Below are 25306 nucleotides of genomic sequence, written 5' to 3'. Positions count from 1 at the left end.
GAGCGTCAAGGTAGTGAGAAGTACCTGTGAGCAGCAACTGCGCATCAGGATGCGCGTGCGTAGATTAGTTGCCGCGTAATGGTCTAAAGATGTCGGACGAGTCGGAAGAGTCGGCTAAATTTACTGGTCAACGGCATACTGATGCGAGAACCGGATGGATGCACGGTCTCTTGAGTTTGTGTACAAGACATTTGATCATCGTACATCAGTGACCTGTGTGCGGTTGGTGGTGCTCGAGTGATCAGGCGTCGGCGAGGACTTCGGCGAACGCCAGGACGCGGGTGGTCGCCGCGGCGCGCGGCCAGACCAGGCCGAGGACGGAGTCCGGCAGGCCGGTGACCGGGACGAACGCGATGTCGCGGCGGGCGTGGGAGATCGCGCAGGGGCGGCAGAGCAGCATCGCGCCGCGGTTGGCGGCGGCGCGGGTTATGCCTTCCTGCAGGGTGGTGATCGTGCTCGCGCGCGGGATCGGGCGGCCGCTCGGCGTGCGCGGCGGCGTTTGGGCGTCGCGCCAGTAGGGCGGCGCCGGTTCGGCGGGCGCGATCAGCTCGGAGTCGGCGAGTTCTTCGGCGGGAACCGAATCCAGGGCGGCGAAGCGATGCCGCAGCGAGACCGCGATGTTCGGCTGCTGGCGGGAGAACGTCGGCCCCACCACGAGATCCGGCTCCTGCACCGGCAGCAGCACGATCGCCGCGTCGACCTCGCCGCGGCGCAGCGCGCCGAACGGATCGCTCAGCGGGATCTCGGAGATCTCGGTGGCGCAGTCGGGAAAACGCGACTGGAAGGCGTCGATCCGGGCCATCACGGGCTCGGAGACCTGCCCCTGGAAGCCGAGGCGCAGCACGCCCCGCACGCCTCGCGCCTCCGCGCGGGTCCGTTCGACGACGTCCTTGAGGCCGTCGTAAGCCGGGCGGAGCTCGGCGAGGAAGCGCTCGCCGAGCGCGGTGAGGCGGACCCTGCGGTTGGTGCGGTCGATCAGCCGCGCGCCGAGCCGGCTCTCCAGCGAGCGCAGCAGCTGGCTGACCCGGCTCTGCGACACGTACAGGCGTTCGCCGGCGCGGCCGAAGTGCAGTTCCTCGGCGAGCACCAGGAAGCACTCCAGCTCCCGAACCTCCAGGCCGCCCATGTCCCTCCTCCGCTCGATGAGCACAGCTGATCCAAGGATGAGGACTTCGGCGTTGTTCCCGGTAGGCGGGCCGCCGAGGCTGTGACCATGACAACGACCGACACCTCGACCCCGCCCGTGGCGCGGGGCTGGCCCGCCGTCGCGGCGGTCGCCGCGGCGACGTTCTCCGTGGTCACCACCGAGATGCTGCCGGTCGGCCTGCTCACGTCGCTCGCCGCGGAGCTCCGCGCGCCGGAAGGCGTGGCGGGCCTGACGATGACGGTGCCCGGCCTGATCGCGGCGTTCGCCGCGCCGCTGCTCACCGTCGGCGCCGGGCGGCTGGACCGGCGCTGGGTGCTGGTCGCGCTGATGGCCTTGCTGGCCTCGGCGAACCTGCTCTCGGCGGTGACGCCGAACCTGCCGCTGCTCGTCGCGCTGCGGGTGCTCGTCGGCGTGTCCATCGGCGGGGTGTGGGCGATCGCGGCGAGCTCGGCCGTGCGGCTGGTGCCGGAGGGGTCGGTCGGCGCTGCGACGTCGCTGATCTTCAGCGGGATCGCGGTGGCCTCGGTGCTCGGCGTTCCGGCGGGGACGTTCATCGGCGAGCTCGGCGGCTGGCGCGCGTCGTTCGCCGTCATGGGCGTTGTGTCGCTGGTGGTGGCGGTCGCGCTCGCGGTACTGCTGCCGCCGTTGCCCGCCGAGGAGCCGATGCGCTTCAGCGTCGTGCCGCAGTTGTTGCGCAGCGGCGCGGTGCGGGTCGGGCTGTTCGTCATCTTGCTGCTGGTGTGCGGGCATTTCGCGGCCTACACCTACGTGCGGCCAGTGCTGGAACAAGTGTCCTCTGTAGACGCCGGATTGATCGGCGTGCTCCTGCTGGCGTACGGATTGGCCGGGGTGGCTGGGAATTTCGCAGGTGGCGCGGCGTCGGCCCGCGATCCGCGCCGCACCCTGTTGCTGATCTCGGCAGTGCTCGCGGCGGCTGTGTTCGCGCTCGGCCTGCCGCTCGGCGTCGCCGGTGCGACAGCGGCGCTGCTGGTCTGGGGCGTCGCCTACGGCGGTGTCTCGGTGAGCACGCAGAACTGGCTGCTCGCCGCGGCGCCGCACGCCAGGGAAGCGGCATCGTCGCTGTTCGTGGCGGTCTTCAACGTCGCGATCGCCCTGGGCGCCCTGCTGGGCGGCCGGATGGTCGACGCGATCTCCCCATCCAGCGCCTTCTTCCTCGCCGCGGCCCTGGCCCTGGCCGCGCTGCTCGTGGCCGCCGCCGGGCGCACGTCCCGGTGACCGGTTCTGCCTGGCCGGGTCGAGGAGCACTTCGGAGTGCAGGGCGACTCGCCGGACGGCATCGACCCGGCCCTGGTTGCATGACAGTCCGACATGTCATGCGAAAGTATCGGCTGACGGATCGGGGTGGGTTGATGGACAGCGAGGAGCTGCTGGCGTTCCTCGGTGCCGTGGGGCATGCGCAGCGCCTGCGGATCATCGCCGAGCTCGCCGACGGGCGGCTGTACGTGAGCGAGCTCGCGCGTCGGCTCGGCATGTCCCGGCCGCTGCTCTACATGCACCTGGAGCGCCTGGAGAAGGCCGATCTCGTCGCGGGACACCTGGAGCTGTCCGCCGACGGCAAGGCGCTCAAGTACTTCGAACTGCGTCCCTTCGAACTCCGCCTCGACGTGGCCACCATCCGCGCGGCGGTGCGGGAGTCGGGCGACGAAGCGGGCTCGAACGACGGGAAGGGGACCCGGAAATGACCAATGCCGTGGTCGGCATCGCGATCGTCCTGATCATCGTCGCCGGCATCACGATCGGCTTCATCGCCTACTTCCGGATGCTGCGGCACCGGGCCGACGCCGAGGCGATGGCCGAGTACCGCGAGTTCGCGGCGCGGGCGACCGCCGAGCAGGAGGAGCTGCGCCGGGAGATCGCCGAGATGCACGGCCGGCTCAAGGAGGTCGAGTCGCTGCTGCGCAGCGTCGGCTGACGCGCAGCTTTTCCCGGCGGGAGGGCCGTTTTCGGCTCTCCCGCTTTTTGCTGTCCCCGGTTCGGATCGGCCCGCTTGACCTCGCGATCTTCCACCTGTAAGCCTGATCTTACATGCGTAAGGATTCGAGGAGCTGGGGCGAGTGGGGAAGTCGAGGACCGTCAGGGTGGCGAGGTGGAGCGCGGAGCATCCGGTGCGCGCCCTGATCGGCTGGTTCGTGTTCGTCGGACTCTGCCTCGGCGCGGGCGCGCTGGCCGGCACGAACAGCGCGACGGTGGCCGACCACTGGGTCGGCGAGGCGGGGCGCGCCGACGCGATGTCCGCATCCGGTGGCCTGCAGCGCAAGCCGATCGAGCAGATCACCATCGCCGCCCGCTCCGGCCCGCTGGACCAGGGCCGCGCCGAGGCGGTGGCCGCCGAGGTGGCGAGCCTGATGCGGGTGTTGCCCGCGGTGGAAACCGTTGCGCCGCCGGTGCGTTCGGCGGACGGCGCGATGCTCCGGGTCGAAGTGACCATGAAGGGGCCCGACGAGGAGGCCGACAAGCAGATCGGTTCGCTGCTCGCGCTGACCGAGCAGGTGCAGCAGCGCCACCCGGCGTTGCTGGTGGCCGAGACCGGCAACGTCTCCACCAGCGCGGGAGTCGATCAGCAGCGCGGCGACGACCTGGCGCTGTCCGAGGCGATCACTCTGCCGGTCACGCTGATCACACTGCTGGTCGTCTTCGGCTCGGTCCTGATGGCCGGGGTGCCGCTGCTGCTCGCCCTTTCATCGATCGCGGCGGCCATGGGGCTGTCGATGTTGGTGTCGCACGTGGTGCCGGACGTGGGCGTGGGCAACAACATCATCCTGCTGATCGGCATGGCGGTCGGCGTCGACTACGCGCTGTTCTACCTCAAGCGGGAGCGGGAGGAGCGGGAGCGGGCGGACGGCCGGCTGGATTCGGCCGCGATCGTCGGGCTGGCGGCCGAGACCGCCGGTCGGACGGTGGTCGTCTCCGGCATCGCGGTGATCGTCTCCACAGCGACGCTCTACCTGGCCGCCGACGTGATCTTCTCGTCGCTGGCCACCGGCACGATCACCGTCGTGCTGGTCGCGGTGGTCAGCTCGGTCACCGCGCTGCCCGCGCTGCTGGTGGTCCTCGGTCGGCGCGCCGAGCGCCGCGCCAAGCCCGCGAAGCCCAAGAAGGTCCGAAGTGGACCGGTCTGGGACGCGATGCTGCGACCGGCGGCGAAGCGCCCGGTGCTCACGCTGTGCGTTTCGGTGGGGATCCTGCTGCTGCTCTCGCTACCGGTGCTCGGCATGCAGATGCGGGTGCTCAACCAGGACAGCCACTCCCGGGAGATCCCCGCGATGCGGACCTTCGACCGGATGACGGCCGCCTTCCCCGAGTTGCGGACCCGGCACGACATCGTCGTCCGCGCCGAACCGGCCGAAGCCGAGGCGGTGCGCGCCGCGCTGGTGGATCTCGGCCGGCGCGTCCAGGGCGATCCGCTGTTCATGGCGTCCGCGCCGCCGCAGACCTCGTGGGACGGGCGGGTGAGCATGTTGCAGCTCCCGGTGCCGTTCAAGACGAGCTCGGCGGAGGCGGCCCGGTCGTTGACGCACCTCCGGTCCGACTACGTGCCCGCGGCCTTCCGCGCGCTGCCCGGCGTCGAGGTGGCGGTCAGCGGGGACGTCGCGCACGACGTCGACTACCTGGCCCACCAGAACGGCAAGCTGCCGCTGGTGATCATCGCGTTGCTGGTGCTGACGTTCGTGGTGTCGGTGGTCGTCTTCCGCTCGGTGGTGATCGGGCTGGTCGGGGTCGCGCTGAACCTGCTGTCCGCGGCGGCGTCGATGGGGCTGCTGGTGATCTTCTTCCAGTACGGGCTGGCCTCGGCGCTGTTCGGCTTCGATCCCAGCGCCACCAGCGCGATCGGTTCGCGGGTACCGCTGTTCCTGTTCGTCATCCTCTTCGGGCTGTCGATGGACTACCAGATGTTCGTGGTGAGCCGGATCAGGGAGGCCGCGCTGCGCGGCGTCCCGGCCCGGCAGGCGGTCCTGCAGGGCGTCGGGCAGTCGGCGAAGGTCGTGACCAGCGCGGCGATCGTGATGGTCACGGTGTTCGCCACCTTCATGTTCCTGCACCTGGCGGAGATGAAGCAGATCGGCTTCAGCCTGGCGGTGGCGGTCCTGCTGGACGCCTTCGTGATCCGGGTCCTGATCCTCCCGGCCGCCCTGACCCTCCTGGGCCGGGCGACCTGGTGGCCGTCCCGCCTGGTGCACCGCACCGAACCGGAAACCACCCCGATCCCGGTCCGGCAGGCCGATCCGGTCGGCTGACGAACGCTCCTGAGCACTCTGGATCGCTATAACGCTCCAAAGTGCTCACGGGCCGGTGCTCACGGTTCCGGGCGGACGTAGGAGAGGATCTTCGCGAGGTGGTTCCGGGCGGCCCGGCCCGCGGCCTCGGGGTCGCCGGCCCGGATCGCATCGGCGATCTCCTGGTGCTCGTGCTGGTCCACCGGTCGTTGCGCGTCGGATTCCCGCATCAGGCCCAGCATGTCGAGCATCGCCTCGCGGACGCGCTCGGCCAGGGAATCGAACAGGCCGGTGATGATCGTGTTGTGCGCTGCCTCGGCGATCGCGCGGTGGAACGCGAGGTCGGCGTCCACGAACTCCTCCGGCGTGGCGTGCTGGAGCGCCTCGCGCCGGGTGGCCGCCGCCGTGATCGCGGCGAGGTCCTCGTCGGTGCGCTTCGCGGCCGCGAGGCGGGCGGCCTCCACTTCGACCGCGATGCGGCCCTCCGCCACGTCCGAGATCACCGCCTTGCGGACGGTCGTCGCCCAGTCCTCGACGGGATCGGTCCGGATGACGTAGACGCCGGAGCCGTGGCGGGATTCGAGCAGCCCGCGGCCGGCGAGCTCGCGGACCGCCTCCCGGACCGTCGACCGGCCAACTCCGAACTCGGTGGCGAGGGAGGTCTCGCTGGGGATCTTCTCGCCGACCGGCCAGTCGCCGGAACCGATGCGCCGCAACATCGCCTCGGTGGCCTGCTCCGACAGCGGGTATCGACGCAGCGACACGAACAGCCTCCCGAGTTATCAGGTTGTCTGAGGACCTGACGTATTGTACGTTGCCTGCCATGTGGTTGGGAGCTCGCGGCCTTAGCGGCCGCGACAGGGGCTGACCGGACCAGCGCCCCCTGTCGCGGGGTGTTGCCGCGCGCCGGTGGAGACCGTCCGAACCCGGAAGGCAGACATGACCTCCCAACACATCCCCGCGCGCTGGAACCCGCAGCAGCCGTCGGGAATGCCGCACCACCGCTACCGGAGCGCGTTCGACCGCGTCACCGTCCCCGAGGTCGACCGGACCTGGCCGCGGAACCGCATCACGCAGGCGCCGCTGTGGGTCCCCGTCGACCTGCGCGACGGCAACCAGGCGCTGGCCGAACCGATGGATCCGGCGCGCAAGCGGCGCTTCTACGAGATGATGCTCTCGATCGGGTACAAGGAGATCGAGGTCGGATATCCGTCCGCGTCCCAGACCGACTTCGATTTCGTCCGGCTGCTGGCGGAAGCGGACCTGGTGCCGGACGACGTCACCGTCGCGGTGTTCACCCCGGCCCGCCGGGATCTGATCGAGCGCACCTTCGAATCGATCGCCGGCCTGGACCGGGTCGTCGTCCACATGTACACCCCGACCGCGCCGCTGTGGCGGGACGCGGTGCTGCGCGCCGGCCGGGACGACCTGCGCGAGCTGATCCGGAAGGCCGGCGAGGACGTGCTCCGCTGCGGTGGGGACCGGCCGGGGATCCGGTACGAGTTCTCCCCGGAGGTCTTCAACCTGACCGAACCGGACTTCGCGATCGAGGTCTGCAACATGATGATCGACCTGTGGGACGCGAGCGCCGACCGCCCGGTGATCATCAACCTGCCCGCGACGGTCGAGGTAGCGACGCCGAACGTGTACGCCGACCAGATCGAGTACCTGAGCCGCAACCTCGACCGGCGCGAAGACGTGATCTTGTCGGTGCACCCGCACAACGACCGGGGCACCGGGGTCGCGTGCGCGGAGCTGGCGGTGCTCGCCGGTGCGCAGCGCGTCGAGGGCTGCCTGTTCGGCAACGGCGAGCGGACCGGGAACGTCGACCTGATCACGCTCGCGTTGAACCTGTACTCGCAGGGCGTAGACCCGATGATCGACCTGTCGGACATCGATTCGGTCCGGGACACCGTCGTGCACTGCAACCGGATCGGCGTCCACGAACGGCACCCGTACGTCGGCGAGTACGTCTACACCGCGTTCTCGGGGACGCACCAGGACGCGATCCGGAAGGGGTTCCAGCGGCATGCGCTGGGCGCGCGGGAGAGCGACGTCCCGGAATCCCAAGCGCGCTGGGAGGTTCCGTACCTGCCGATCGATCCGCACGACGTCGGCCGGGACTACGAGGCGGTGATCCGGGTGAACAGCCAGTCCGGCAAGGGCGGCATCGCCTACCTCATGCAGACCGAGCACGGGCTGGACCTGCCGCGCGGGTTGCAGGCGGAATTCGCGCAGGTGGTCCAGCGGCACACCGACGAGACCGGCGCGGAGGCGGACGCGGCCACGCTGTGGAAGCTGTTCTCCGCGGCATATCTGGAGAATCCGGACCAGTCGATCGCGTTGACGGGCTGGTCGGTGGGCCACGGGCCGTCGGGTGACCGACTGACCGCGACGCTGGCGGTCGACGGCGAGGCCACGACGCACGAGGTGACCGCGGCAGGTGCCGTGTCCGCGCTGGTGCAGGTGCTGGAGGAGCACGATCGGACGGTGGACATCGTGAACCTCGTCCAGCAGTCGATCGAGCCGGGACGCGCGGCGCGTGCCGCGACGTACCTGGAGTACCGCACGGCGGAGGGCACTGCGTGGGCGGTCGGGATCGACGTCTCGGTCGTCACGTCGAGCCTGCGGGCCGTGCTGGCCGCCGCTAGCTGACATGAGTGCGCGTTTTCGGCTCTATAGCGCCGAAAACGCGCACAGGCCGTGAGCCCTCCGGCTGCCCGGAGAGCTCACGGCCATCGGTCACAGGCTGGCGTAGATGTCGCGGTACAGCCGCAGGGCCCGGGCTTCGAGGTCCGCCGGGTCCTGACCGGCGAAGCGGTCCGGGCGGAGGCTGTCCAGGCCGGGGAAGCTCGACGGCTTGTCGCACATGAGCTCCACCAGCCCGCGCGCCGCGCCTCCGGCGCTGGTCACCCAGATCGCCACCGCCGACCAGAGACCGGTGATGTCCGGGAAGGCGCCGAGGAACGGGAGGTTGTCGGGCGTCATCGAGAACACCCCGTTGAGCCGCTCGGCGATGGGGAAGCGGTTCGCCTCCGGCAGCAGCTCCATCGCGCGTCCGACGGCGTCGTCGAACAGCTCGCCGGGCCACGGCTGTTCCGCGGTCCGGCCGAGCCGGTCGAGCGGGACCGGCTGCGGGGTGTGGTCGTAGGTGCCGAGGCCGAGGCGATCGCCGTGGTCGCGCGCGTAGACGTGCTGCTCGGGCCAGCGCACGAACGGCGTCCGCGTCGCGGATTCCGCCCGCTTCGGGCCGTAGACGTACGGATGCGCGACGGGCGTGAGCGGAATCCGCTGGTCCACCAGCGATGCCACCAGCGACCCCCAGATGCCGGAGGCCAGTACGACGTCGTCCGCCGGGAACGACTCCGTCGCGGTCCGCACCGCCGACACGCGGGCGCCGCGGAGCTCGATGCCGACGACCGCGGCGTCGTCGACGAACCGGGCGCGGCTGCGCTTCCGCAGCGCCGCGGTGATGACACCGGCACGCGCGGTGCCGTCCTGGACGTAGTGCAGGCCGCCGAGGCAATGCGCCGGATCGATCAGCTCCGGCGCCAGGGCCGCGGTCCCGGCGGCGTCGAGCAGCCGGTGCGGAAGTCCGGCCCGCGCCGCGAGTTCCGCCCGTTCTTCCAGCTTGGCGGCGGTTTCCGGCGTGCTGGCGACCTCCACGCCGCCGACCCGGTCGAAGCCCCGCACGCCGTCCAGTTCGAGGTCGTCGTACAGCTCGGCGCTCGCCCGCGCCAGCTCCGTCGACACCGGTACTTCGTTGAGCAGGCCCACGAAACCGGGCGCATGCCCGGTCGAACCCCGCAGCCGGCCGGACGGGCCCTGGTCGAGCACCGTCACCGAGACCTCCTCGGGCAGCTGCGCCACGATCGATGCCCCGACGATGCCCGCCCCGATGACCACGGTCTTCCTTGCCATGGCAACGAACCTACGTGGTCCTCAAGAGATTTCGAGGACCGCCTTGCCGTGCAGGGTCCGGCCGAGCAGCGCCTCGATCGCCTCCGGGGCGCGGTCCCAGGCGCCGCGCCAGGACACCTGCGGGTCCAAGTCGCCGGTCGCGATGCGCTCAGCCAGCCAGGTCAGGTCCGGTGCCAGGCCGGTGCAGCGGAGCAGGAAGAACGTGGCGATCGCGCGGTCGTGCCGGGCCGGTGCGCCGAAGAGCGCGCCGAACGGGAAGTTCTCGCCCTTGCCGGTGATGTGCCCGACCGCCACCAGCGTGCCGCCCTCGGCGAGCCGGTCGTGGGCGGCCACCAGTTGCTCACCGCCGACCAGGTCGACCACACCGTCCACTGTGGCCGATTCGGCCGGGTTGGACACCACCTCGTGCGCGCCGAGCGCGCGCAGCCCGTCGCCGTGCGCGGCCGGATTCCCGGTGGACGCGGTGACGTGCGCGCCGCCCATCCGCGCCAGCTGCACGGCATATCGCCCGGTCCCGCCGGTGGCGCCGGTGACCAGCACCCGCTTGCCGAGGATCGGCCCGATCCGGTGCAGCGCGCGCAGTGCGCTCGCGCCGGCCACCGGAATGGTGCTGATCGCGCCGAGGTCGGCGCCCTGCGGGACGGTGCCGATCAGGTGGGTGTCGACGGCTCGGAGTTCGGCCCACGCGCCGTCCGGGGCCAGGGTGACGACCGGCGTGCCTTCGGCCGGGCCGGAGCCGTCGGCCGCCGCGTGCTCGACGACTCCCGCCGCATCCCAGCCGAGGACGCTGCCGTCCGGGGATTCCTCCAGGACGTGCCGCACCTCGCCGTAGTTCAGGGAAGTCGCCGTGACCCGCACCAGCGCCTGGTTCGGCGCGGGAACGGGGTCCGGGGCCTGGCCGAGGCGGAGGCCGCCGGGTGCCGAGCGGTCGACGAGCAGTGCGCGCATGATTCCTCGCATGAATGTGATCCAGTAGCTTATGTAACTGAGTACCATAAGTTTCCGAGTCGCACTAGGGCTCGGGTAATCTGTCCGCGATGAGCGCCCCGTCCCGCCCCGTCTCGCTGCGCGAGCGCAAGAAGCTGCGCACCCGGCAGGCGATGATCGACACCGCCCTGGCGAAGTTCACCGAGCAGGGCTTCGACGCCACGACGGTCGACGAGCTGTGCGAGGCGGTCGAGGTCTCCAAGACCACGTTCTTCCGCTACTTCGGCTGTAAGGAAGACGTGGCGCTGGCACCGACCGAAGACCTCTGGACCGAGTTCCTGGCCGACCTCGAAACCCGCGAGCCGGACGACCGCCCGCTGCTGGAGGTCGCGCAGGACGGGTTGCTCGCGGCGCTGCAGCGGATGCCCGCCGAAGGCTGGTCGGAGCGGGTGCTGCTCAGCAGGCGGCTGGCCGCCGCGACGCCGTCGATGGACGCGCACGGCCTGCAGTTCTGCGGCCGGACCACCCGTTCCGCGATGGAGACCCTGCACCGCCGCTTCGGGCTGCCCGATCAGGCTGACGTGCGCGCCCGCCTGGTGATGGACCTGCTGGTCGCCGCGTTCCACTGCGCGATGGAGATGTGGCTGGCGCGGGAGGATTCGCACACCCGCGACGACCTGGTCGACTGCGCCCGGCGTGCCTTCGCCGCGATCCCGGGCGTCCTCACGCTGTCGCCGGGCGAGTGGCGCTCGTGAGCGCTCAGTCCGGTAAGAACCGGAGCCTTCGCTCACGAGCCGGGACGCGCTGTCGTGAGCGCTCAGTCCGGTAAGAACCGGACTCGGCACTCACGAGCAGGTCAGCCGGAGACCGCCCGGAGGGCGCCGGGCTGGCGGCCGTCGAGGCGGTCGAGCGCCGCGGAGGTCTCTTCGTCGGCCGGCAGGTAGATGATCATCCGCTGGTCGACGTCCGGCAGTTCCACGATCTCGAAGCCCAGCAGCAGCTCGCCGACCTCGGGATGCACCCAGCGCTCCGCGCCGGTGCGTTGGAGCACGGCGGCGGGCGTCTCGAACCGGCTGGTGAAGGACGCCCCGGCGGCATCGGTCAGCTCCGCGGCGAGGCCCGTGGAGTGCGGGTCGTCGAGGCGGAACCCGAGCTTCAGGAAGTTGGCGAGGCCGTCGGCGATGCGCGCCCACTCGGGATGCGCGACGTGGGCGCGGTCGTCGGTGAACACGTAGCGCAGCAGGTTCGGCGAATCGGCGTCCAGGACGCCGAGCGGCCCCGCCAGCCGCCGGTAGCCGCCGGTGCACGCGAGCACGTCGCAGACCCGGTTGATCACCAGTGCCGGGCCGGGTTCGAGCCGGTCGAGGATCGCCTGCACGCTCGGGCGCACGGCCTGGCCGGGCGGCTCGGCCACTCGCGGGCACAGCGCGGCCGGCTTGTCGTGGCCGAGGATCAGCCACAGCTGCTCGCGATCATCGGTGGACAGCCGCAGGGCGTCGACGATGGCGCCCAGCACCTCGGGGGACGGGTGGCGGTCCCGGCCCTGCTCCAGCCTGGTGAGGTACTCGACGCTGATCCCGGCGATCGTGGCCAGTTCGGCGCGCCGCAGCCCGGGCGTCCGCCGGCGGGGCCCGGTGGGCAGGCCCACCTCGGCCGGGGTGATGGCCTCCCGCCGGGCGCGCAGGAAGGCCCCGAACTCGTTGTCGCGCACGATCGGAACCTACCTGCCCGCGGCGCGCCGGTGGTGGCCCTGCGAGGGACAGTCTCAGCGCGGTCTCCCTCCGCGGCGGCGAGCCGGGCAGGTTCGAACCATGACGACTGAAACGACCGCACTGCCCCTCAAGACCGGCCGCTGGGCGCTGGACCCGCTGCACTCCTCGGTCGGCTTCGCGATCCGCCACCTGGGGGTTTCGAAGGTGCGAGGCCGCTTCGCCGAGGTCGACGCCGAGCTGGTGGTCGGCGGGACGCTCGACGGCAGCGCGATCAACGCCACTGTGGCCGTCGCGTCCATCGACACCGGCAACGCCGACCGCGACGCCCACGTGCTGGCCCCCGACCTGCTCGACGTCGAGAAGCGCCCGACGCTGGCCTTCCGCTCCACCCGGCTGAGCGGCGAAGGCGAGGACTGGACCCTCGAAGGGGAGCTGACCATCGGCGAGGTGACCAGGCCGATCGCCTTCGACGTCGAGTTCGGCGGAGTGCAGGACCTCCCCGACGGCAGCCGGCACGCCGGGTTCGAGGCCAACGGCGAGATCCGGCGCCGCGACTACGGCATCAACTTCGGCCCCGGCGAGGCGCTGCTCGGCGACGTGGTGAAGATCCAGCTCGACGTCCAGTTCGTCGAGCCGAAGTGACCGGGCGCGAGCCTCCCGGGCGGCCCGGGAGGCTCGCGGTCGCGCACCCGGCGGCCGGGTCCGCTACCCGCGCCGCCGCCCAGGCCCGTTCCTAACTCGATCGAGTGACTGCCGGTCGGGTGGTGTGCCGACCGGGGAGGTGACCGGGAGGAACGGACGCGCCCGGCACCCTCCGTGGTCGGGTGAAGGGGCTTCGGGTCCGGGCCGCGCGCCGTTCACCGGGACTTGTGACCACTGTGGACGCTCGGTGTCGGCGGCGATTCCTTGTGGTGGATTCGCGGACACCTGCGTGCGGGACACCGTGAATTGCCCGGAATTCATGCCATTGAGCCAGTTCCCAATGCATTTTCGCCGCAGTTCGGCTCCAATCTTGCCCGGAACCGCTCGCCTGCCGGATTCGAATGACCGGCGATCAGGTGCGGAATTCGGCCCGGCCGCCGCGTGAATACCGCGGCGGCGGGAGGAGTGGAAAAGCGCAATGGCAATGCGAGAGAAGACCGCGGCCGCCGTGTTGACCGGCTTGCTCCTCGGCGGCGCTTTTTGCACCGCAGGAGCCCTTGCCGCCCCGGCTGTGCACGATGCCCACCGGCAGCCCCCGAAGCCCGGACCCGACCTGGCCGCGCACTTCGCCGCGCGCTCGCCCGGCAAGCCCGCGCCAGCGGACGAGTCCGACGATTCGTGGGTGTCGCCGGCGGACGGCGAGATCAGCAGCGGCTTCGGCGGCCGCTGGGGCACCATGCACAACGGCGTGGACATCGCCAACGACATCGGCACGCCGATCCGCGCCGCCGCCCGGGGCACCGTCATCGATTCCGGCCCGGCCTCCGGATACGGCATGTGGATCAGAATTGCGCACCGCGGCGACGTCGTTTCGATTTACGGCCACATCGACGAGGATTTCGTCGAGGTCGGGGAACAGGTGCGCGCCGGGGAGCAGATCGCGACCATGGGCGATCGCGGCGAATCCACCGGGCCGCACCTGCACTTCCAGATCGAGGTTGCCGGGCAGCCGGTGGATCCGGAGCAGTTCTACCGCGACGTGGACGCCGAGCTGACGCACCGGTAGTGCGCCCCCGGCCGACCGGCGCGCCGTGGCCGCTGTCAGAGTGGCAGGCCCTGGAAACCGCCCACGGCGTCGGACGCGGCAGCATTCGCTGTTATTACTGCGCGTTATCGATCGTGCAGCGTCGCGCGAACTCAGCGACGATCACCCGGCACATCCGGCAGTGGACCGATCGGCCGAATGGATCATCACCCTCCTGGCCGATTGTCGTGGTGCTCTGGGAGCTACTTCGATCGCACTAACGCGCTGGAAGGATCGATGTGATGGAGCGAGTGGATGCGGCCGGGATCGTCGGCGGTGGAGTGCTCGCCGGGGGCGGTCGGCCGGCGGACTGGGAACGCCGGATCGCCGAGCGGTCCGAGGAGCACTACCGGGCGCGGCTGGTGCAGCGGCTGCTGCTGGTCTGGGCGGTGCCGGGCAACCTGTTGCTGATCGGCGCGGCCGCGGCCGCGCTGTGGTTATGGACGTCCGCACTGCCGGCCGCGATCGTGTTCGCGCTGGCACTGGCCTCGCTGGCGGTGTCGGCGAAATTCCTCTACCAGCAGCACTTTAAGGTTCGCGCGGTGGAATCAGAACTCCGCGCGCTGGAGTACGCGCACCGCGAGCACCTGCTGGACGAACTGGGGCCTGGGGATCTGCTGGGGGCGCACAAGCGCTACCGGGCGCAGCTGCCGGAGCTCATCGAGCGCTACCGGAGCGAGGCCCGGCGGGACCGCTGGAAGGACAACGTCCTGCAGACGGTGATCATCGGCGGCTCGATCGTCGCCGCGACCGCGACGGCGGCCTCGATGTCCGCTGTGGACTTCCGGTGGGTCGCGGTGGCGTTGTGCCTGCTGGTGGCGGTGGCGGCGGCGTTCGCCGGGCACGCCAAGTACCGCGACCGGTCGGCCGCGTGCCAGCAGGCCGGCGACGCGCTGGAGCGCGAGTACGAGTCGGTGGAGCTGCGGGTGGGCCGGTACCGGCGGTTCGACAGCGAGAGCGAGGCCTACGCGGAGTTCGCCGACGCGGTCGAGTCGCTGCGGGCCGAGCGGGCGCGCCGGTTGCCGTCGGCATCGACGGAGGGGATCGGCCAGTAATCACTTCCGCGTCATGTACACGAAAGTGAAGTTATTTAGCGGGAAACGATTACTGACTGTCCACATTTCCCACTTATGTGATCGCTGAATGGTGGTGGGTGATCCTTCCGTAATCTCCGGCCCGGCGCACAGGAATCGGCCTGTGCAGAGAGGAGCATTGCGATGAAGCGCACCCTTACCGCAGCGGCCGCTGTGTTGGTCGGCGGCGCCGGCGCGGTCGGCTTCGCAGCTACCGCGAACGCGGCCGAGACCCCGCAGCTGCCCGCGGAGCTGCCCACGGACAACAACCTCGCGCAGACGGCGTACCACTTCGGGGGCACGCTGCACTCCGCGCAGCAGACCGTGGGCGACGTCGTCCCGGTCGAGGAGCACCTCGCCGGCCGCAGCGGCGGCGACCCGCTCGGCGGCGTCACCGGTGCGCTCGGCGGCGTGACCGGCGGCAAGAACCTCGACCCGAACAACGTGCTCGGCGCGACGCCGGTCGGCGGCGTCGTCCCGGCCCTGCAGGCCTCGCCCGTGGCCCGCACCGGCGGCCCGACCAACGACCTGCTGCCGATCGGCGCGGACTCGGCGCTGCCGGGCGGGGCGCAGACCAAGCCCGCGCAGCAGGACGTCGACGTGGTCGGCGAGGCGGTCCACGGCGTGGCGTCCAGCACCCCGCTCGCCGGTAGCCAGCTGCCGCTGTCCCGCAGCGGCGACGCGCTCGGCGGCATCGCCGGCCCGCAGGGCCCGCTGGGCGGCCTGGCCGGCAACCTCCCGGTCGGCAAGACCGACCCGACCACGGCGCTGGACAAGGTCAACGACGTGGTCAGCCACGGCCCGCTCGGCGGCGTCAACCAGCTCGGCGCCTGACCGCGCCTGCCACACCGGAAGTCGACAACAGAAGAACGCGATCGACTGCACCGCTGCACCGGCGGACGCTTCCGCCGACGGCGCCCCCGATGACGACTCGATGGCCCCCGCCGAACCGGCGGGGGCCATCGTCGTCAGGCGAGCTCGACGGTCCCGGCCGAGCCGTGCACGGTGATCCGCTGGCCGTCGGCGATGCGGGTGGTGGCGTCGGGAACGCCCACCACCGCGGGGATTCCGTACTCCCGGGCCACCGTCGCGCCGTGCGAGTTCGGCCCGCCCATCTCCATCACCAGGCCGCCCGCGGTCAGGAACAGCGGCGTCCAGCCCGGATCGGTGGACGGCGCGACCAGGATCTCGCCGGGCGCGAGCTGCGCGCGGACCGGATCGTGCACCACGCGCGCCGTCCCGGTCACGGTGCCCGCCGAAGCCGAAGTCCCGGTCAACTGGCCGTCGACCGTCGCCACCGGCAGCGCCGCCTCGGGCTCGGTGCCGTCGGAGAGCAGCACGCGCGGCGGGTTCCGGCGTCGCAGCTCCCTCTCGTGCGTTTCGCGGCGCCGGGCCACCAGATCCCGGTGGTCGGCGCCGGAGATGGCCGCGTCGATCTCCTCGTATTCCAGGAAGAACACGTCGTCCGCGCGTTCCAGGAGGCCCTTCGAGGCGAGTTCCTCGCCCACGGCCTGCAGGTGGCGGCGGGCGTTCGCGATCGCCAGCACGATGCAGTACTTCGGCAGTTCGCGGAGCCCGGCGAGCTGCCGCACCCGGTCCACCACGAACCCGGCGACCCGTGCGCGCAGCGGGTTCCGGCGCCGCAGCCGGGACACGATCTCGGCGGCCGTCCGCTCCGCCTCGGCCACGCCGCGCCGGTACTGCTCGTCGGCATCGTGCCCGCTCTGGCCCGTCCGCACGTAGTTCGCGACGAGCCCGAGCACGTGCGTCGGGTCCTCCGACCAGCGCGGCACGCCGACGTCGATCTCCGCCACCGTCCGGTGCCCGTTGCGCGCCAGGAAGTCATCGAGTCCACTTTGGACATCAGTGGGCAGCGCCCGGGCCCGGTAGCGCGCGGCGAGCTCGTCGGGGGAGGATTCGCCGAACAGCCGGGCGGTTCCGGGATCCCGGCGGGCGAGCTGCGCGATGCCCCACAGCTCCAGGTCCATCTCGGTGGTGACGTTGTGCGGGATGCCGCGCAGCACGATCTGCACCTCCTCGGCGGTGGCGGCCCGGCCGACCAGCTTCGGCAGCAGCCGGCTGAGGAGGAGGACGGGCAGCATCCGCGGCGGGATCTGTGCGATGCGCGGGACCGCGACCTCCGCGATGCCCCGCCGCGCCGCCGCCAGCCGCTCGCGCGCGGACGACGGCTCGTCGCTCGCGAGGGCCGCCCGGATCTCCGGCACCACGCCGAAGAGCTGCTCGCGGGCGCGCGAGGGATCGCGCAGCGTGCGTGCCAGGTGGATGGGCGCCTTGGTGTGCAACAGGATTCCGCCGATCCGGCGCAGCAGCGGCCACGGGATCTTCGGGTCCAGGGGAAGTCGCGGATCGTCGAGCAGCGATTCGAATACCTTGCCGGTGCGGGCTTCGGCCACCGCGAACACCCGGGGGCCGATCGCGCGGCCGATCCTGCTGCGGGTCATGCCGGTGATGTCGGCGAACAGCCAGCCGTCGGCCTGCCGCCACAGCTTCGGGCGGTGGCCGTCGGCCGGGATGCCGATGTTGCGCATCAGGTTGGTGAGCATCAGCGCCAGCGTCGCCGCGCCCAGCGGCGTGATCGGCCGGTAGACGCCCTGCACCACGTTGATCGACAGGTAGACGTGCAGGCCGCCGAGCGGCTCGGCGGGCAGCGGGAACAGCGTGGTGACCGGCCGCGACTGGGTCAGCCAGACGGTGCCGTCGCCGTCGATGGCCCACTCGATGTCCTGCGGCGCGCCGTAGTGCCGCGCTACCTCCGCGCCCAGCGCGGCGAGCGCCCCGGCCTGGTCGTCCGTGATCGACGGCAGATCGGCTTGCTGCACAACGGATTCCGTACCGCCGCCGGGTTTCGGCCGGATGCTGGCGGGCTTGTCACCGAGCCGCTTCGCGGTGACCCGGCCGGACTCCACCACGAAGTGGTCCGGGGTGACCGAGCCCGATACCACCGATTCGCCGAGCCCGGTGTTCGCGTCGATCACGGCCTCGGACCGCCGCCCGGTGACCGGGTTCGCGGTGAACAGCACGCCTGCCGCGGTCGCGTTCACCATGCGCTGCACGACGACGGCCAGCCGCACCGTGCGGTGGTCGATGCCGTTGGCGGCGCGGTAGGCCACGGCCCGGTCCGTCCACAGCGAACTCCAGCAGTGTCGCACCGCGTCCAGCAGTGCGGCCTCGCCGACGACGTTCAAGTAGGTGTCCTGCTGGCCGGCGAAGCTGGCGTGCGGCAGGTCCTCGGCGGTTGCGGAGGAGCGCACCGCCACCGGCGCGTCCGGGCCGAGTTCCGCGTAGGCGGCGGCGATCGCGGCGGCCAGCCCGGCCGGGAGCTCGGCGCCGGCCAGGCGGGAGCGGATCTCGGCGGCCGAGCCGGGCAGCCGGTCCAGCAGGTCTTCGGCCGGTTCCCGGCAGACCTCGTCGTAGGCGTGCGTGCTGATGCAGAAGCCGGGTGGCACCCGGAAGCCGGCCGCCGACAGCTCGCCCAGGTTCGCGGCCTTGCCGCCGACGAGCTCGCCGTCGCCGGCGCCGATCTCGCCGAGGTCGAGCAGGGTTCGGGTCTCCAGGGTGCTCATCGCATACCTCCCTCGCCGTTGGGAGCAAGGTAGCTCGCCGATGACCAAGAAATCAACATGTGTTGAATTTTTCGCTAGGCCATTCGGGGGGTATCGATGGCCGTCGCATCACGAGCCGGGGCGAGCGCCATTCCTCCTCCCAAGGAAGGGAGCGGGGATGCATTGGTGGATGGCGGTAGCGACGATGTCCGGCCTGGCGGTGCTCGCCCCGGCGATCTGCAGGCAGCTGCGCCGGCGGCGCGCGGTGGCGCGGGCGCGGACCGAGCTCGCCTGGTTCTACCAACCGCGTTCGCCGCGCGAGCGGTTCACGCCGGGCAGCGGCAAGCACGCCGCGACGGCTCCGGTCGTCGTGCTCCGCCGGGCCGACGGCACGACGCTGGGGATGGGCCGCTCGTCGCGGCGGCGCTGACGTGGCCCAGGGCACAGGAAACGAAGTTGCTTCGCATTTGATCCGAGGTCATGCTTGACCGCGCCAACTAGTTGAGTGCTGCAAGCAAATTTCTGGGGATGTTCGTGCCGCAGCGCTCCCGCCGGCCTCGCACGCCGGCCCATCCCGAGGAGCAACCCCTGGAAGGGAAAGCCATGTCGGAAACGGCTGTGCCCCCGGCGCAGGCCCCGGCACCCGCACTGACCCACCGCCAGATCCTGACCGTGCTCACCGGCCTGATGCTGGGCATGGGCCTGGGCGCGCTCGACCAGACCATCGTCGGCTCGGCGATCCGGGTCATCGCCGACCAGCTGCACGGGCAGACCGCGCAGGCCTGGGTGACCACGGCCTACCTGATCACGGCCACGATCACCACGCCGTTGTACGGCAAGCTTTCCGACATCTACGGCCGCAAGCCCCTCTACCTGACCGCGATCTCGCTGTTCCTGGTCGGCTCGCTGCTGTGCGGGATGGCGAACTCGATCTACGAGCTCGCCGCGTTCCGCGCCATCCAGGGCCTCGGCGGCGGCGGGCTGATGTCGCTGGCGCTGACGATCATCGCCGACATGGTCCCCGCCCGGCAGCGCAGCCGCTACCAGGGCTACTTCATGGCGGTGTTCGGCACCGCCAGCGTGATCGGCCCGGTGATCGGCGGCCTGTTCGCCGGCCTGGACAGCTTCCTCGGCATCGACGGCTGGCGCTGGGTGTTCCTGGTGAACCTGCCGGTCGGGCTGGCGGCGCTGGCCGTCGTCGCCAAGGTGCTCAACGTGACCACCGAGCGGGTCCGGCACCGCATCGACTACCTGGGCGCAGCGGCGCTGGTCGTGCTGCTGGTGCCGCTGCTGACCGTCGCCGAGCAGGGCCGCGAGTGGGGCTGGCTGTCGTCGACCTCGCTGACCATGTACGGCATCGGGGCGGTCGGGCTGCTGCTGTTCGTGTTCGCCGAGAACCGGGCGGGCGCCGAGGCACTGCTGCCGCTGCGGATGTTCCGGCAGCCGTCGTTCCGGATGGGCAACCTGCTGAACTTCCTGGTCGGCATCGGCATGTTCGGCGGGCTGAGCTCCGTGCCGCTGTACCTGCAGATCGTCAAGGGCCTGAACCCGACCGAGGCCGGGATGATGCTGCTGCCGATGACCGCCGGGATCATGGTGTCGACCGGCGTCGTCGGCAAGCTGATCTCCAAGACCGGCCGGCTGAAGGTGTTCCCGATCGTCGGCGCCGCGTTCATGGCCACCGCGCTGTTCCTGTTCAGCCTGATCGGCGTGGACACCTCGCTGGTCCAGGTGGGGCTGACGGCGGTGGTCATGGGCGGCGGCCTGGGCATGCTGATGCAGACCCTGACGCTCGTCGTGCAGACCGGCGCCACCCCGCGCGACATGGGCGTGGCGACCGCGTCGGTGAACCTGTTCCGGCAGACCGGCGGCACCGTCGGCGCGGCGGCATTCCTGTCGGTGCTGTTCAGCACGGTCGGCGGGCGGATCGCGGACTCGACGCGCGCGGCGTTCGCCACGCCGGAGTTCGCCGCCGCGCTGCGCGACCCGGAGGTGCTGGCGAACCCGGTGAACCGGAGGTTCGCCGAGGCGCTGCAGTCGGGTGGCGCGGCCGGGATCGACATCAACGACACGTCGTTCCTGTACGGCCTGGACCCGCGCCTGGCGCGGCCGGTCCTGGAGGGCTTCGCCAGCTCGATGGACACGGTGTTCTTCGTCGGCGGCTGCGTGGTGCTGGTGGCCTTCGCGCTCACCTGGTTCCTGCGCGACATCCGCCTGGACTGACCGGCGCCGCAATTTCAATGGAAATCGGACCGTCGATTTCCATTGAAATTGCACAAGTTATCCACAGGACGGCGACTTATCCACAGAAAACCCTGTTATCCACAAGCCTGTGGATAAGTTTGCCGAGTCGCTGGTCAGGGCCCGTGAGTGCGGTGGGGTGATATAGCGCCCCCACCGCGCACGGGCGATCACCTGCGGAAACGTTCACCCCGAAAATGCGAAGGGCCCTCACCGCATCCAGCGCGGTGGGGGCCCTCCTGCGGGGCGGTGGTTCAGTGCCCCTGTTCCTTGGCCCGCTCGTACGAGCGCTTGATCTCCGCTTCGGCCTCGGTGCGGCCGACCCACGTCGCGCCCTCCACGCTCTTGCCCGGCTCCAGGTCCTTGTACACCTCGAAGAAGTGCTGGATCTCCAGCCTGTAGAACTCGGCGAGGTGGTGGATGTCGCGCAGGTGCTCCTGCCGCGGGTCATCCGAGGGCACGCAGATGACCTTGTCGTCGCCGCCCTTCTCGTCGCGCATCCGGAACATGCCGATGGCGCGGGACTTGATCAGGCAGCCGGGGAACGTGGGCTCCTGCACCAGGACCAGCGCGTCCAACGGGTCGCCGTCCTCACCCAGGGTGTCCTCGACGAACCCGTAGTCCGCCGGGTACTGGGTGGCGGTGAACAGCGTCCGGTCGAGACGGATGCGTCCGGTCTCGTGGTCCACCTCGTACTTGTTCCGGTTCCCCTTGGGGATCTCGATCGTGACGTCGAAGTCCACGCGGTTCCTCACTCGTCTTGCGTCGGATGCGGCCGCCCACTCGCGCGCGCGACCACGTCTAGTGTGGACCACGGTGGCTCACCGGGCCCCACCGCAGTGTGGGAGCTCGCAATCTGGCAGGCTGGCGATCCGTCGAGGAGGAGCACGTGCCCGAACCCCAGAACACCGGGGGTGAGGTGGCCGAAACCGACGTCCGCGCGTCAACACCGGATAGCGAGAGCCCGACCCGAACCGCTGCGTCGTCCCAGGACGGCACGCCGCCGGACCGGCCCGCCGACGACGCGGAGCCGTCGAAGAGCACCCCGCCCCGGAACGACCCGAACCCGGCGACCGAGGCCGTGACCTCGTCGGACGCCGCGGATTCCGAGCATTCCGGCGAATCCGCCGGTGATGAGATCAACGACACATCGGCCGAGCAGTCGGCGACCGCGTCGAAGCGGGTCGCGGGCAGCCTCGAAGAGCCTGACGAGGACGACGCCGAGGCGGAGACCGCGAGGCTGTCGACCGTCGACGACGAGAAGCCTTCGGAAGAGCCGGAGACCGCGCGGCTGAAGACCGCCGCCGGGAGCGAGGAGCAGCCTTCTCCGGAGCCGGAGACGGCGCGGTTGAAGACCGTCGATCGCGAAGAGCCGGACAGCGACTCGCAGGTCCAGGCTTCGGACGACGACGAGGCCGGCGTGCAGCAGACCGCGCGGCTGAAGACGGCCGCCGCTGATGCGTCTTCGCAGGCCGCCGAGGATGGCGCGGTCCAGGAGACCATGCCGATCACCGCTGGCGGGGCGGCGAAAGAGGCTGCGAGCTCGACGAAGCGCGTCGCCGGAAGCCTCGGCGAGGAACCCGCGTCGGATGCGGCAGCGCAGACCGACGACGAGGCGGAAGCCGACGAGGATCCGGCTGCCGAGCCCGGAGCGAAGCCAGAGCCGGCGGCCGAGGAAGGTGCCGTTGGCGCGGAATCCGGTGCTGCCGAGCCCGGCGACGAAGCCGAACCGGTCTTCCCCAGCACCGACGCCGAAGCAGAAGCCGACTCCGCGCCCGACGAACCTGCGGCCGAAGCCGAACCCGCCGAATCGGAGAAGCCGGCGGGCGATGAACCCGCTGCCGAACCCGACGAGGCGGCGGATGCGGGCGAGGCAGCCGAATCCGGCGCTGAATCCGCTGGTGAGCCCGAGGCCGAATCCGGCGAGGCTGAATCCGGCGAGGCTGAATCCGGCGAGGCCGAATCCGAATCCGCCGGCGAAGCGGAGCCCGAGGTCGGGACGACCGGTACCGAAGCCGCGGCGGAAGCCGAGGGCGGGACGACCGACGCCGAAGAGGAGTCGGGAACCGCTGCTGAATCCGGCTCGCCCGCCGACGGGTCGGAAGAGGCCGGGACGCCCGCCGAATCCGGTGCTCCGGTCAAGGGAGAAGCGGAAGCCGAGTCGAGCGACTCCGAGCCCGATGCGGAATCTGCGGACACCGAGGCCGCTACCGCGACGACTGCGGACTCCGCCCCGGAGCAGGCCGACACCAAGACCGAGTCGTCCTCGGCGACCGAGTCCGAAGAGGCTGCTCAGGACACCGAGTCGGCAGACGCCGCCGAGGCCGAAGCCGCCGCTGACACGGCAACCGATGCGGCCGAAGCCGGAACGGACGACGCGGAGACCACGGCGACCGCCGAGGCCGAAGCGGATGCCGGAACCGCGACGACGCCCGAGGCGGAGACCGGTGCCGCCGAGCCGGCTTCGCCCGGCGAAGACTCCGCCGAGCCGGAATCCGAGCGCTCGGCCGGCACCGAAGAAAAAGCTCGGGTCGTCGAGCCGCCGGTCGCGCCGGTCGAGCAGACCCAGCAGTTCTCGCCGATCACCGACGCGACACCGCCGCCGAGCGGCACCCCGGCGGCACCGCCGCCCAGCGGCGTCGAGCAGACGCAGCAGATCAGCCGGGTCGAGGCCGCCGGTCTCGCCGGGCAGCCGCAGGTCCACGAGACGCAGCAGATCCCGCGGATCGACGCGCCCGAGCAGTCCGCGCCCATCGAGTCGACGCAGCAGATCGCGAGGATCCCGGCCGAGACCGAGTCCGAGAAGACCACCCGGATCGATCTCAAGGACCTCGAAGCACTGCGCGCCGCCGACCCGGGGCCCGCGACGCAGCAGATCAAGGCAGTGCCGCCGGTCGCCCCCGCCGAGCAGACGCAGCAGTTCGCCCGGCCCGACTTCGACGGTCCGCCGCCGCGCGCCGCGTCGGCGGCGGACTTCGCGGGCCTGACCGCGCCGCACGCCAAGCCCACCGGCCGGTCGCTCCCGCCGCCCGGGCCGACCGCGTCTCCCGATGACTTCGCGGGCCTGACCCCGCCCCGGGCGCAGCCGCAGCGCATCGAGCCGCAGTCCGCAACGCCTGCGGACTTCGCCGGTCTCGCCGCGCCGCAACCGGCAGCCCCCGAGGACTTCGCGGGCCTGACCGGCTCGCGGGCGCAGCCGCAGCGGATCCCGCCGCCCGGGCCGCCGCCCATGCCGCCGGTGAGGGCGGAGCCGCCGAAGGCCGAGCCGCCGCGGCGGCGCAAGACGCTGATCGCGGTCGCCGTGGCCGTTGTCGTGCTGCTCGGGGCGGGCATCGCGTTCGGCCCGCAGCTGGTCGACGCCCTGATGAAGACGCAGATCGCGGAGCCGCCCGCACCGGTGCGGCTCGACCCGTCGATCAAGCCGCTCGACCGGAACGCGCAGCTGCCGCAGCAGTCCGGCATCCGCTCGGTGCTGGCGGGTCCGCTCTCCGACACCCAATCCCTGGGCACGCTCGGCGGCGTCGTGCTCGACGCCCAGACCGGCTCGGTGCTGTGGCAGCAGAACCAGGGCCAGGCGCTCATGCCCGCGTCCACCGGCAAGCTGCTGACCACCAGCGCGGCGCTGCTCGCGCTCGACCACCAGCACCGCTTCACCACCAAGGTCGTTCGCGGCAGCACGCCGGGCAGCGTCGTGCTGGTCGGCGGAGGCGACCCGACGCTGTCGAAGCTCCCGGCGGGCGAGGAGTCGGTGTACGACGGCGCGCCGCGGCTCGACGACCTGGCGGCTCAGGTCATGGCCGCGACCGGCGGGAACGTGACGTCCGTGCAGGTCGACACCAGCCGGTACACCGGACCGGAGGTCGCCCGGGGCTGGCTGCCGCAGGACGTGGCGGCCGGGTTCTACTCGCCGATGCAGTCGGCGATGCTCGACGGCGGCCGGGCCGACCCGGCGCGGGACACCAGCCCGCGCTCGCAGACCCCGGCGATGGAGACCGCGCAGGAGCTGGCGACCCGGCTGGGCCTCGGGTTGGCGTACGTGTCGGAGGGCACGGCGCCGCCGAACGCGCAGGTGCTCGGGCAGGTGCAGTCGGCGACCGTGCAGGACATGGTCGAAACCACGCTGCAGCGCTCGGACAACATGCTCGCCGAGGCGCTGACTCGCGAGGTCGCCATCGCCACCGGGAACGAGCCGTCGTTCGCTGGCGGCACCAAGGCGGTGTTCGACGTGCTCCGGCAGAACGGCTTCGACGTGGGCGGATCGACGATGGCCGACGGCAGCGGGTTGTCGCTGGAGGACCGGGTCACGCCGAAACTGCTCGCCGAGCTCTTGGCGTCGGCGACCGCCCCGGCGAGCCCGGAGGGCGGGCTGCCGCCGCAGGCCGCGAAGCTGCGGGCGCTGCTGCCCGGCCTGCCGATCGCAGGCGGCAGCGGCAGCCTGGCCAGCCGCTACCAGGACGGTGTGGGACAGGGCTGGGTGCGGGCGAAGACCGGCACCCTGGACGGCGCGAACAGCCTGGCCGGAACGGTGGTGACGAAGGACGGCCGCCTGCTGGTGTTCGCGCTGGTCTCCAACGGAACGAGTTCGGCGGCGGCCCGACCGGCCCTGGACAAGCTGGCCGGAGCCCTGAGCACCTGCGGCTGCTAGCGAGGCCGGTCAGGAGTTCCCGATTTCCGGCAAAATCGGGAACTTTCCCGCTCGGGAACGGGTGTCCGGGCTCAGGCGAGATCGGCCTTGGCGGTACCGGAGTTCCGCATCGCGGA

The 25306-nt window shown here is 71.3% G+C and carries 20 protein-coding genes; 13 read left to right on the top strand and 7 right to left on the bottom strand.

The window, feature by feature from the left end; all coding sequences use genetic code 11:
- Positions 1-241: 241 nt before the first annotated feature.
- Complete coding sequence (locus AB0H93_RS04390) at positions 242-1126, bottom strand: LysR family transcriptional regulator (protein WP_358567263.1); 885 nt, start codon at positions 1124-1126, stop codon at positions 242-244.
- A gap of 87 nt (positions 1127-1213) precedes the next feature.
- Here AB0H93_RS04390 and AB0H93_RS04385 point away from each other — a divergent pair, with 87 nt between their 5' ends.
- The 4 genes from AB0H93_RS04385 (at position 1214) to AB0H93_RS04370 (ending at position 5403) form a co-directional block, all read left to right on the top strand.
- Positions 1214-2383 (top strand): MFS transporter, encoded by a 1170-nt coding sequence (locus AB0H93_RS04385; RefSeq protein WP_358567260.1) that lies wholly within the window; start codon positions 1214-1216, stop codon positions 2381-2383.
- Positions 2384-2517: 134 nt separating this feature from the next.
- A complete protein-coding gene (locus AB0H93_RS04380; protein WP_358567257.1) occupies positions 2518-2850 on the top strand; it encodes an ArsR family transcriptional regulator in 333 nt (110 codons plus the stop codon).
- A complete protein-coding gene (locus AB0H93_RS04375) occupies positions 2847-3080 on the top strand; it encodes a hypothetical protein (RefSeq protein ID WP_132484466.1) in 234 nt (77 codons plus the stop codon). Before AB0H93_RS04380 ends, AB0H93_RS04375 begins: the two co-directional genes overlap by 4 nt.
- A gap of 193 nt (positions 3081-3273) precedes the next feature.
- Positions 3274-5403: an MMPL family transporter gene (locus AB0H93_RS04370; protein ID WP_358567253.1), complete on the top strand. Its 2130-nt coding sequence runs from the start codon at positions 3274-3276 to the stop codon at positions 5401-5403.
- Positions 5404-5462: 59 nt separating this feature from the next.
- Here the strand turns inward: AB0H93_RS04370 and AB0H93_RS04365 are convergent, their stop codons facing one another.
- Positions 5463-6146 carry a FadR/GntR family transcriptional regulator gene (locus AB0H93_RS04365; protein ID WP_358386428.1) on the bottom strand — a complete coding sequence of 228 codons (684 nt, stop codon included), beginning with the start codon at positions 6144-6146 and terminating at the stop codon, positions 5463-5465.
- Positions 6147-6321: 175 nt separating this feature from the next.
- Here AB0H93_RS04365 and AB0H93_RS04360 point away from each other — a divergent pair, with 175 nt between their 5' ends.
- Positions 6322-8037, top strand: coding sequence for a 2-isopropylmalate synthase (locus tag AB0H93_RS04360; RefSeq protein WP_358567250.1), 1716 nt, complete (start codon positions 6322-6324; stop codon positions 8035-8037).
- Between the two features lie 87 nt (positions 8038-8124).
- On the opposite strand, the gene AB0H93_RS04355 is transcribed toward AB0H93_RS04360, so the two are convergent.
- The gene (locus AB0H93_RS04355; protein ID WP_358567248.1) at positions 8125-9303 is read right to left on the bottom strand and encodes an FAD-binding oxidoreductase; all 1179 of its coding nucleotides are present in this window, start codon (positions 9301-9303) and stop codon (positions 8125-8127) included.
- Between the two features lie 21 nt (positions 9304-9324).
- Positions 9325-10251, bottom strand: coding sequence for a zinc-binding dehydrogenase (locus AB0H93_RS04350; RefSeq protein ID WP_358567246.1), 927 nt, complete (start codon positions 10249-10251; stop codon positions 9325-9327).
- A gap of 89 nt (positions 10252-10340) precedes the next feature.
- Here AB0H93_RS04350 and AB0H93_RS04345 point away from each other — a divergent pair, with 89 nt between their 5' ends.
- Positions 10341-10985 (top strand): TetR family transcriptional regulator, encoded by a 645-nt coding sequence (locus AB0H93_RS04345; protein ID WP_358567243.1) that lies wholly within the window; start codon positions 10341-10343, stop codon positions 10983-10985.
- A 101-nt stretch (positions 10986-11086) separates the two neighbouring features.
- Here AB0H93_RS04345 and AB0H93_RS04340 read toward each other — a convergent pair whose 3' ends face one another.
- Entirely contained in the window at positions 11087-11941 is an 855-nt protein-coding gene (locus tag AB0H93_RS04340; protein ID WP_358567240.1) for a helix-turn-helix transcriptional regulator, read from the bottom strand.
- A gap of 100 nt (positions 11942-12041) precedes the next feature.
- Between AB0H93_RS04340 and AB0H93_RS04335 the strand changes: the two genes are divergently transcribed.
- The 4 genes from AB0H93_RS04335 (at position 12042) to AB0H93_RS04320 (ending at position 15575) form a co-directional block, all read left to right on the top strand.
- Positions 12042-12584, top strand: coding sequence for a YceI family protein (locus tag AB0H93_RS04335; RefSeq protein WP_358567237.1), 543 nt, complete (start codon positions 12042-12044; stop codon positions 12582-12584).
- A gap of 478 nt (positions 12585-13062) precedes the next feature.
- Positions 13063-13650 (top strand): M23 family metallopeptidase, encoded by a 588-nt coding sequence (locus AB0H93_RS04330; protein WP_358567234.1) that lies wholly within the window; start codon positions 13063-13065, stop codon positions 13648-13650.
- A gap of 260 nt (positions 13651-13910) precedes the next feature.
- Entirely contained in the window at positions 13911-14723 is an 813-nt protein-coding gene (locus AB0H93_RS04325) for an SLATT domain-containing protein (RefSeq protein WP_358567231.1), read from the top strand.
- Positions 14724-14885: 162 nt separating this feature from the next.
- Positions 14886-15575, top strand: a complete 690-nt coding sequence (locus AB0H93_RS04320; RefSeq protein WP_358567228.1) for a hypothetical protein — start codon at positions 14886-14888, stop codon at positions 15573-15575.
- A gap of 134 nt (positions 15576-15709) precedes the next feature.
- Here AB0H93_RS04320 and AB0H93_RS04315 read toward each other — a convergent pair whose 3' ends face one another.
- A complete protein-coding gene (locus AB0H93_RS04315) occupies positions 15710-18325 on the bottom strand; it encodes a PEP/pyruvate-binding domain-containing protein (RefSeq protein WP_358567225.1) in 2616 nt (871 codons plus the stop codon).
- A gap of 157 nt (positions 18326-18482) precedes the next feature.
- Between AB0H93_RS04315 and AB0H93_RS04310 the strand changes: the two genes are divergently transcribed.
- Positions 18483-18734, top strand: a complete 252-nt coding sequence (locus AB0H93_RS04310; RefSeq protein ID WP_358567222.1) for a hypothetical protein — start codon at positions 18483-18485, stop codon at positions 18732-18734.
- A gap of 173 nt (positions 18735-18907) precedes the next feature.
- Complete coding sequence (locus AB0H93_RS04305) at positions 18908-20527, top strand: MDR family MFS transporter (RefSeq protein ID WP_358567219.1); 1620 nt, start codon at positions 18908-18910, stop codon at positions 20525-20527.
- A 272-nt stretch (positions 20528-20799) separates the two neighbouring features.
- On the opposite strand, the gene AB0H93_RS04300 is transcribed toward AB0H93_RS04305, so the two are convergent.
- Complete coding sequence (locus tag AB0H93_RS04300) at positions 20800-21288, bottom strand: inorganic diphosphatase (protein ID WP_010308085.1); 489 nt, start codon at positions 21286-21288, stop codon at positions 20800-20802.
- Positions 21289-21434: 146 nt separating this feature from the next.
- On the opposite strand from AB0H93_RS04300, the gene dacB reads away from it, so the two are divergent.
- The gene (gene dacB / locus AB0H93_RS04295; RefSeq protein WP_358567216.1) at positions 21435-25190 is read left to right on the top strand and encodes a D-alanyl-D-alanine carboxypeptidase/D-alanyl-D-alanine-endopeptidase; all 3756 of its coding nucleotides are present in this window, start codon (positions 21435-21437) and stop codon (positions 25188-25190) included.
- The last annotated feature ends 116 nt before the right edge of the window (positions 25191-25306 follow it).

This window comes from Saccharopolyspora sp. NPDC050642 (assembly GCF_040654735.1).
Classification (GTDB): domain Bacteria; phylum Actinomycetota; class Actinomycetes; order Mycobacteriales; family Pseudonocardiaceae; genus Saccharopolyspora; species Saccharopolyspora elongata.
The sequence above is the reverse complement of the archived record's forward strand: the minus strand, read 5'-3'. Positions and strand labels throughout refer to the sequence as shown.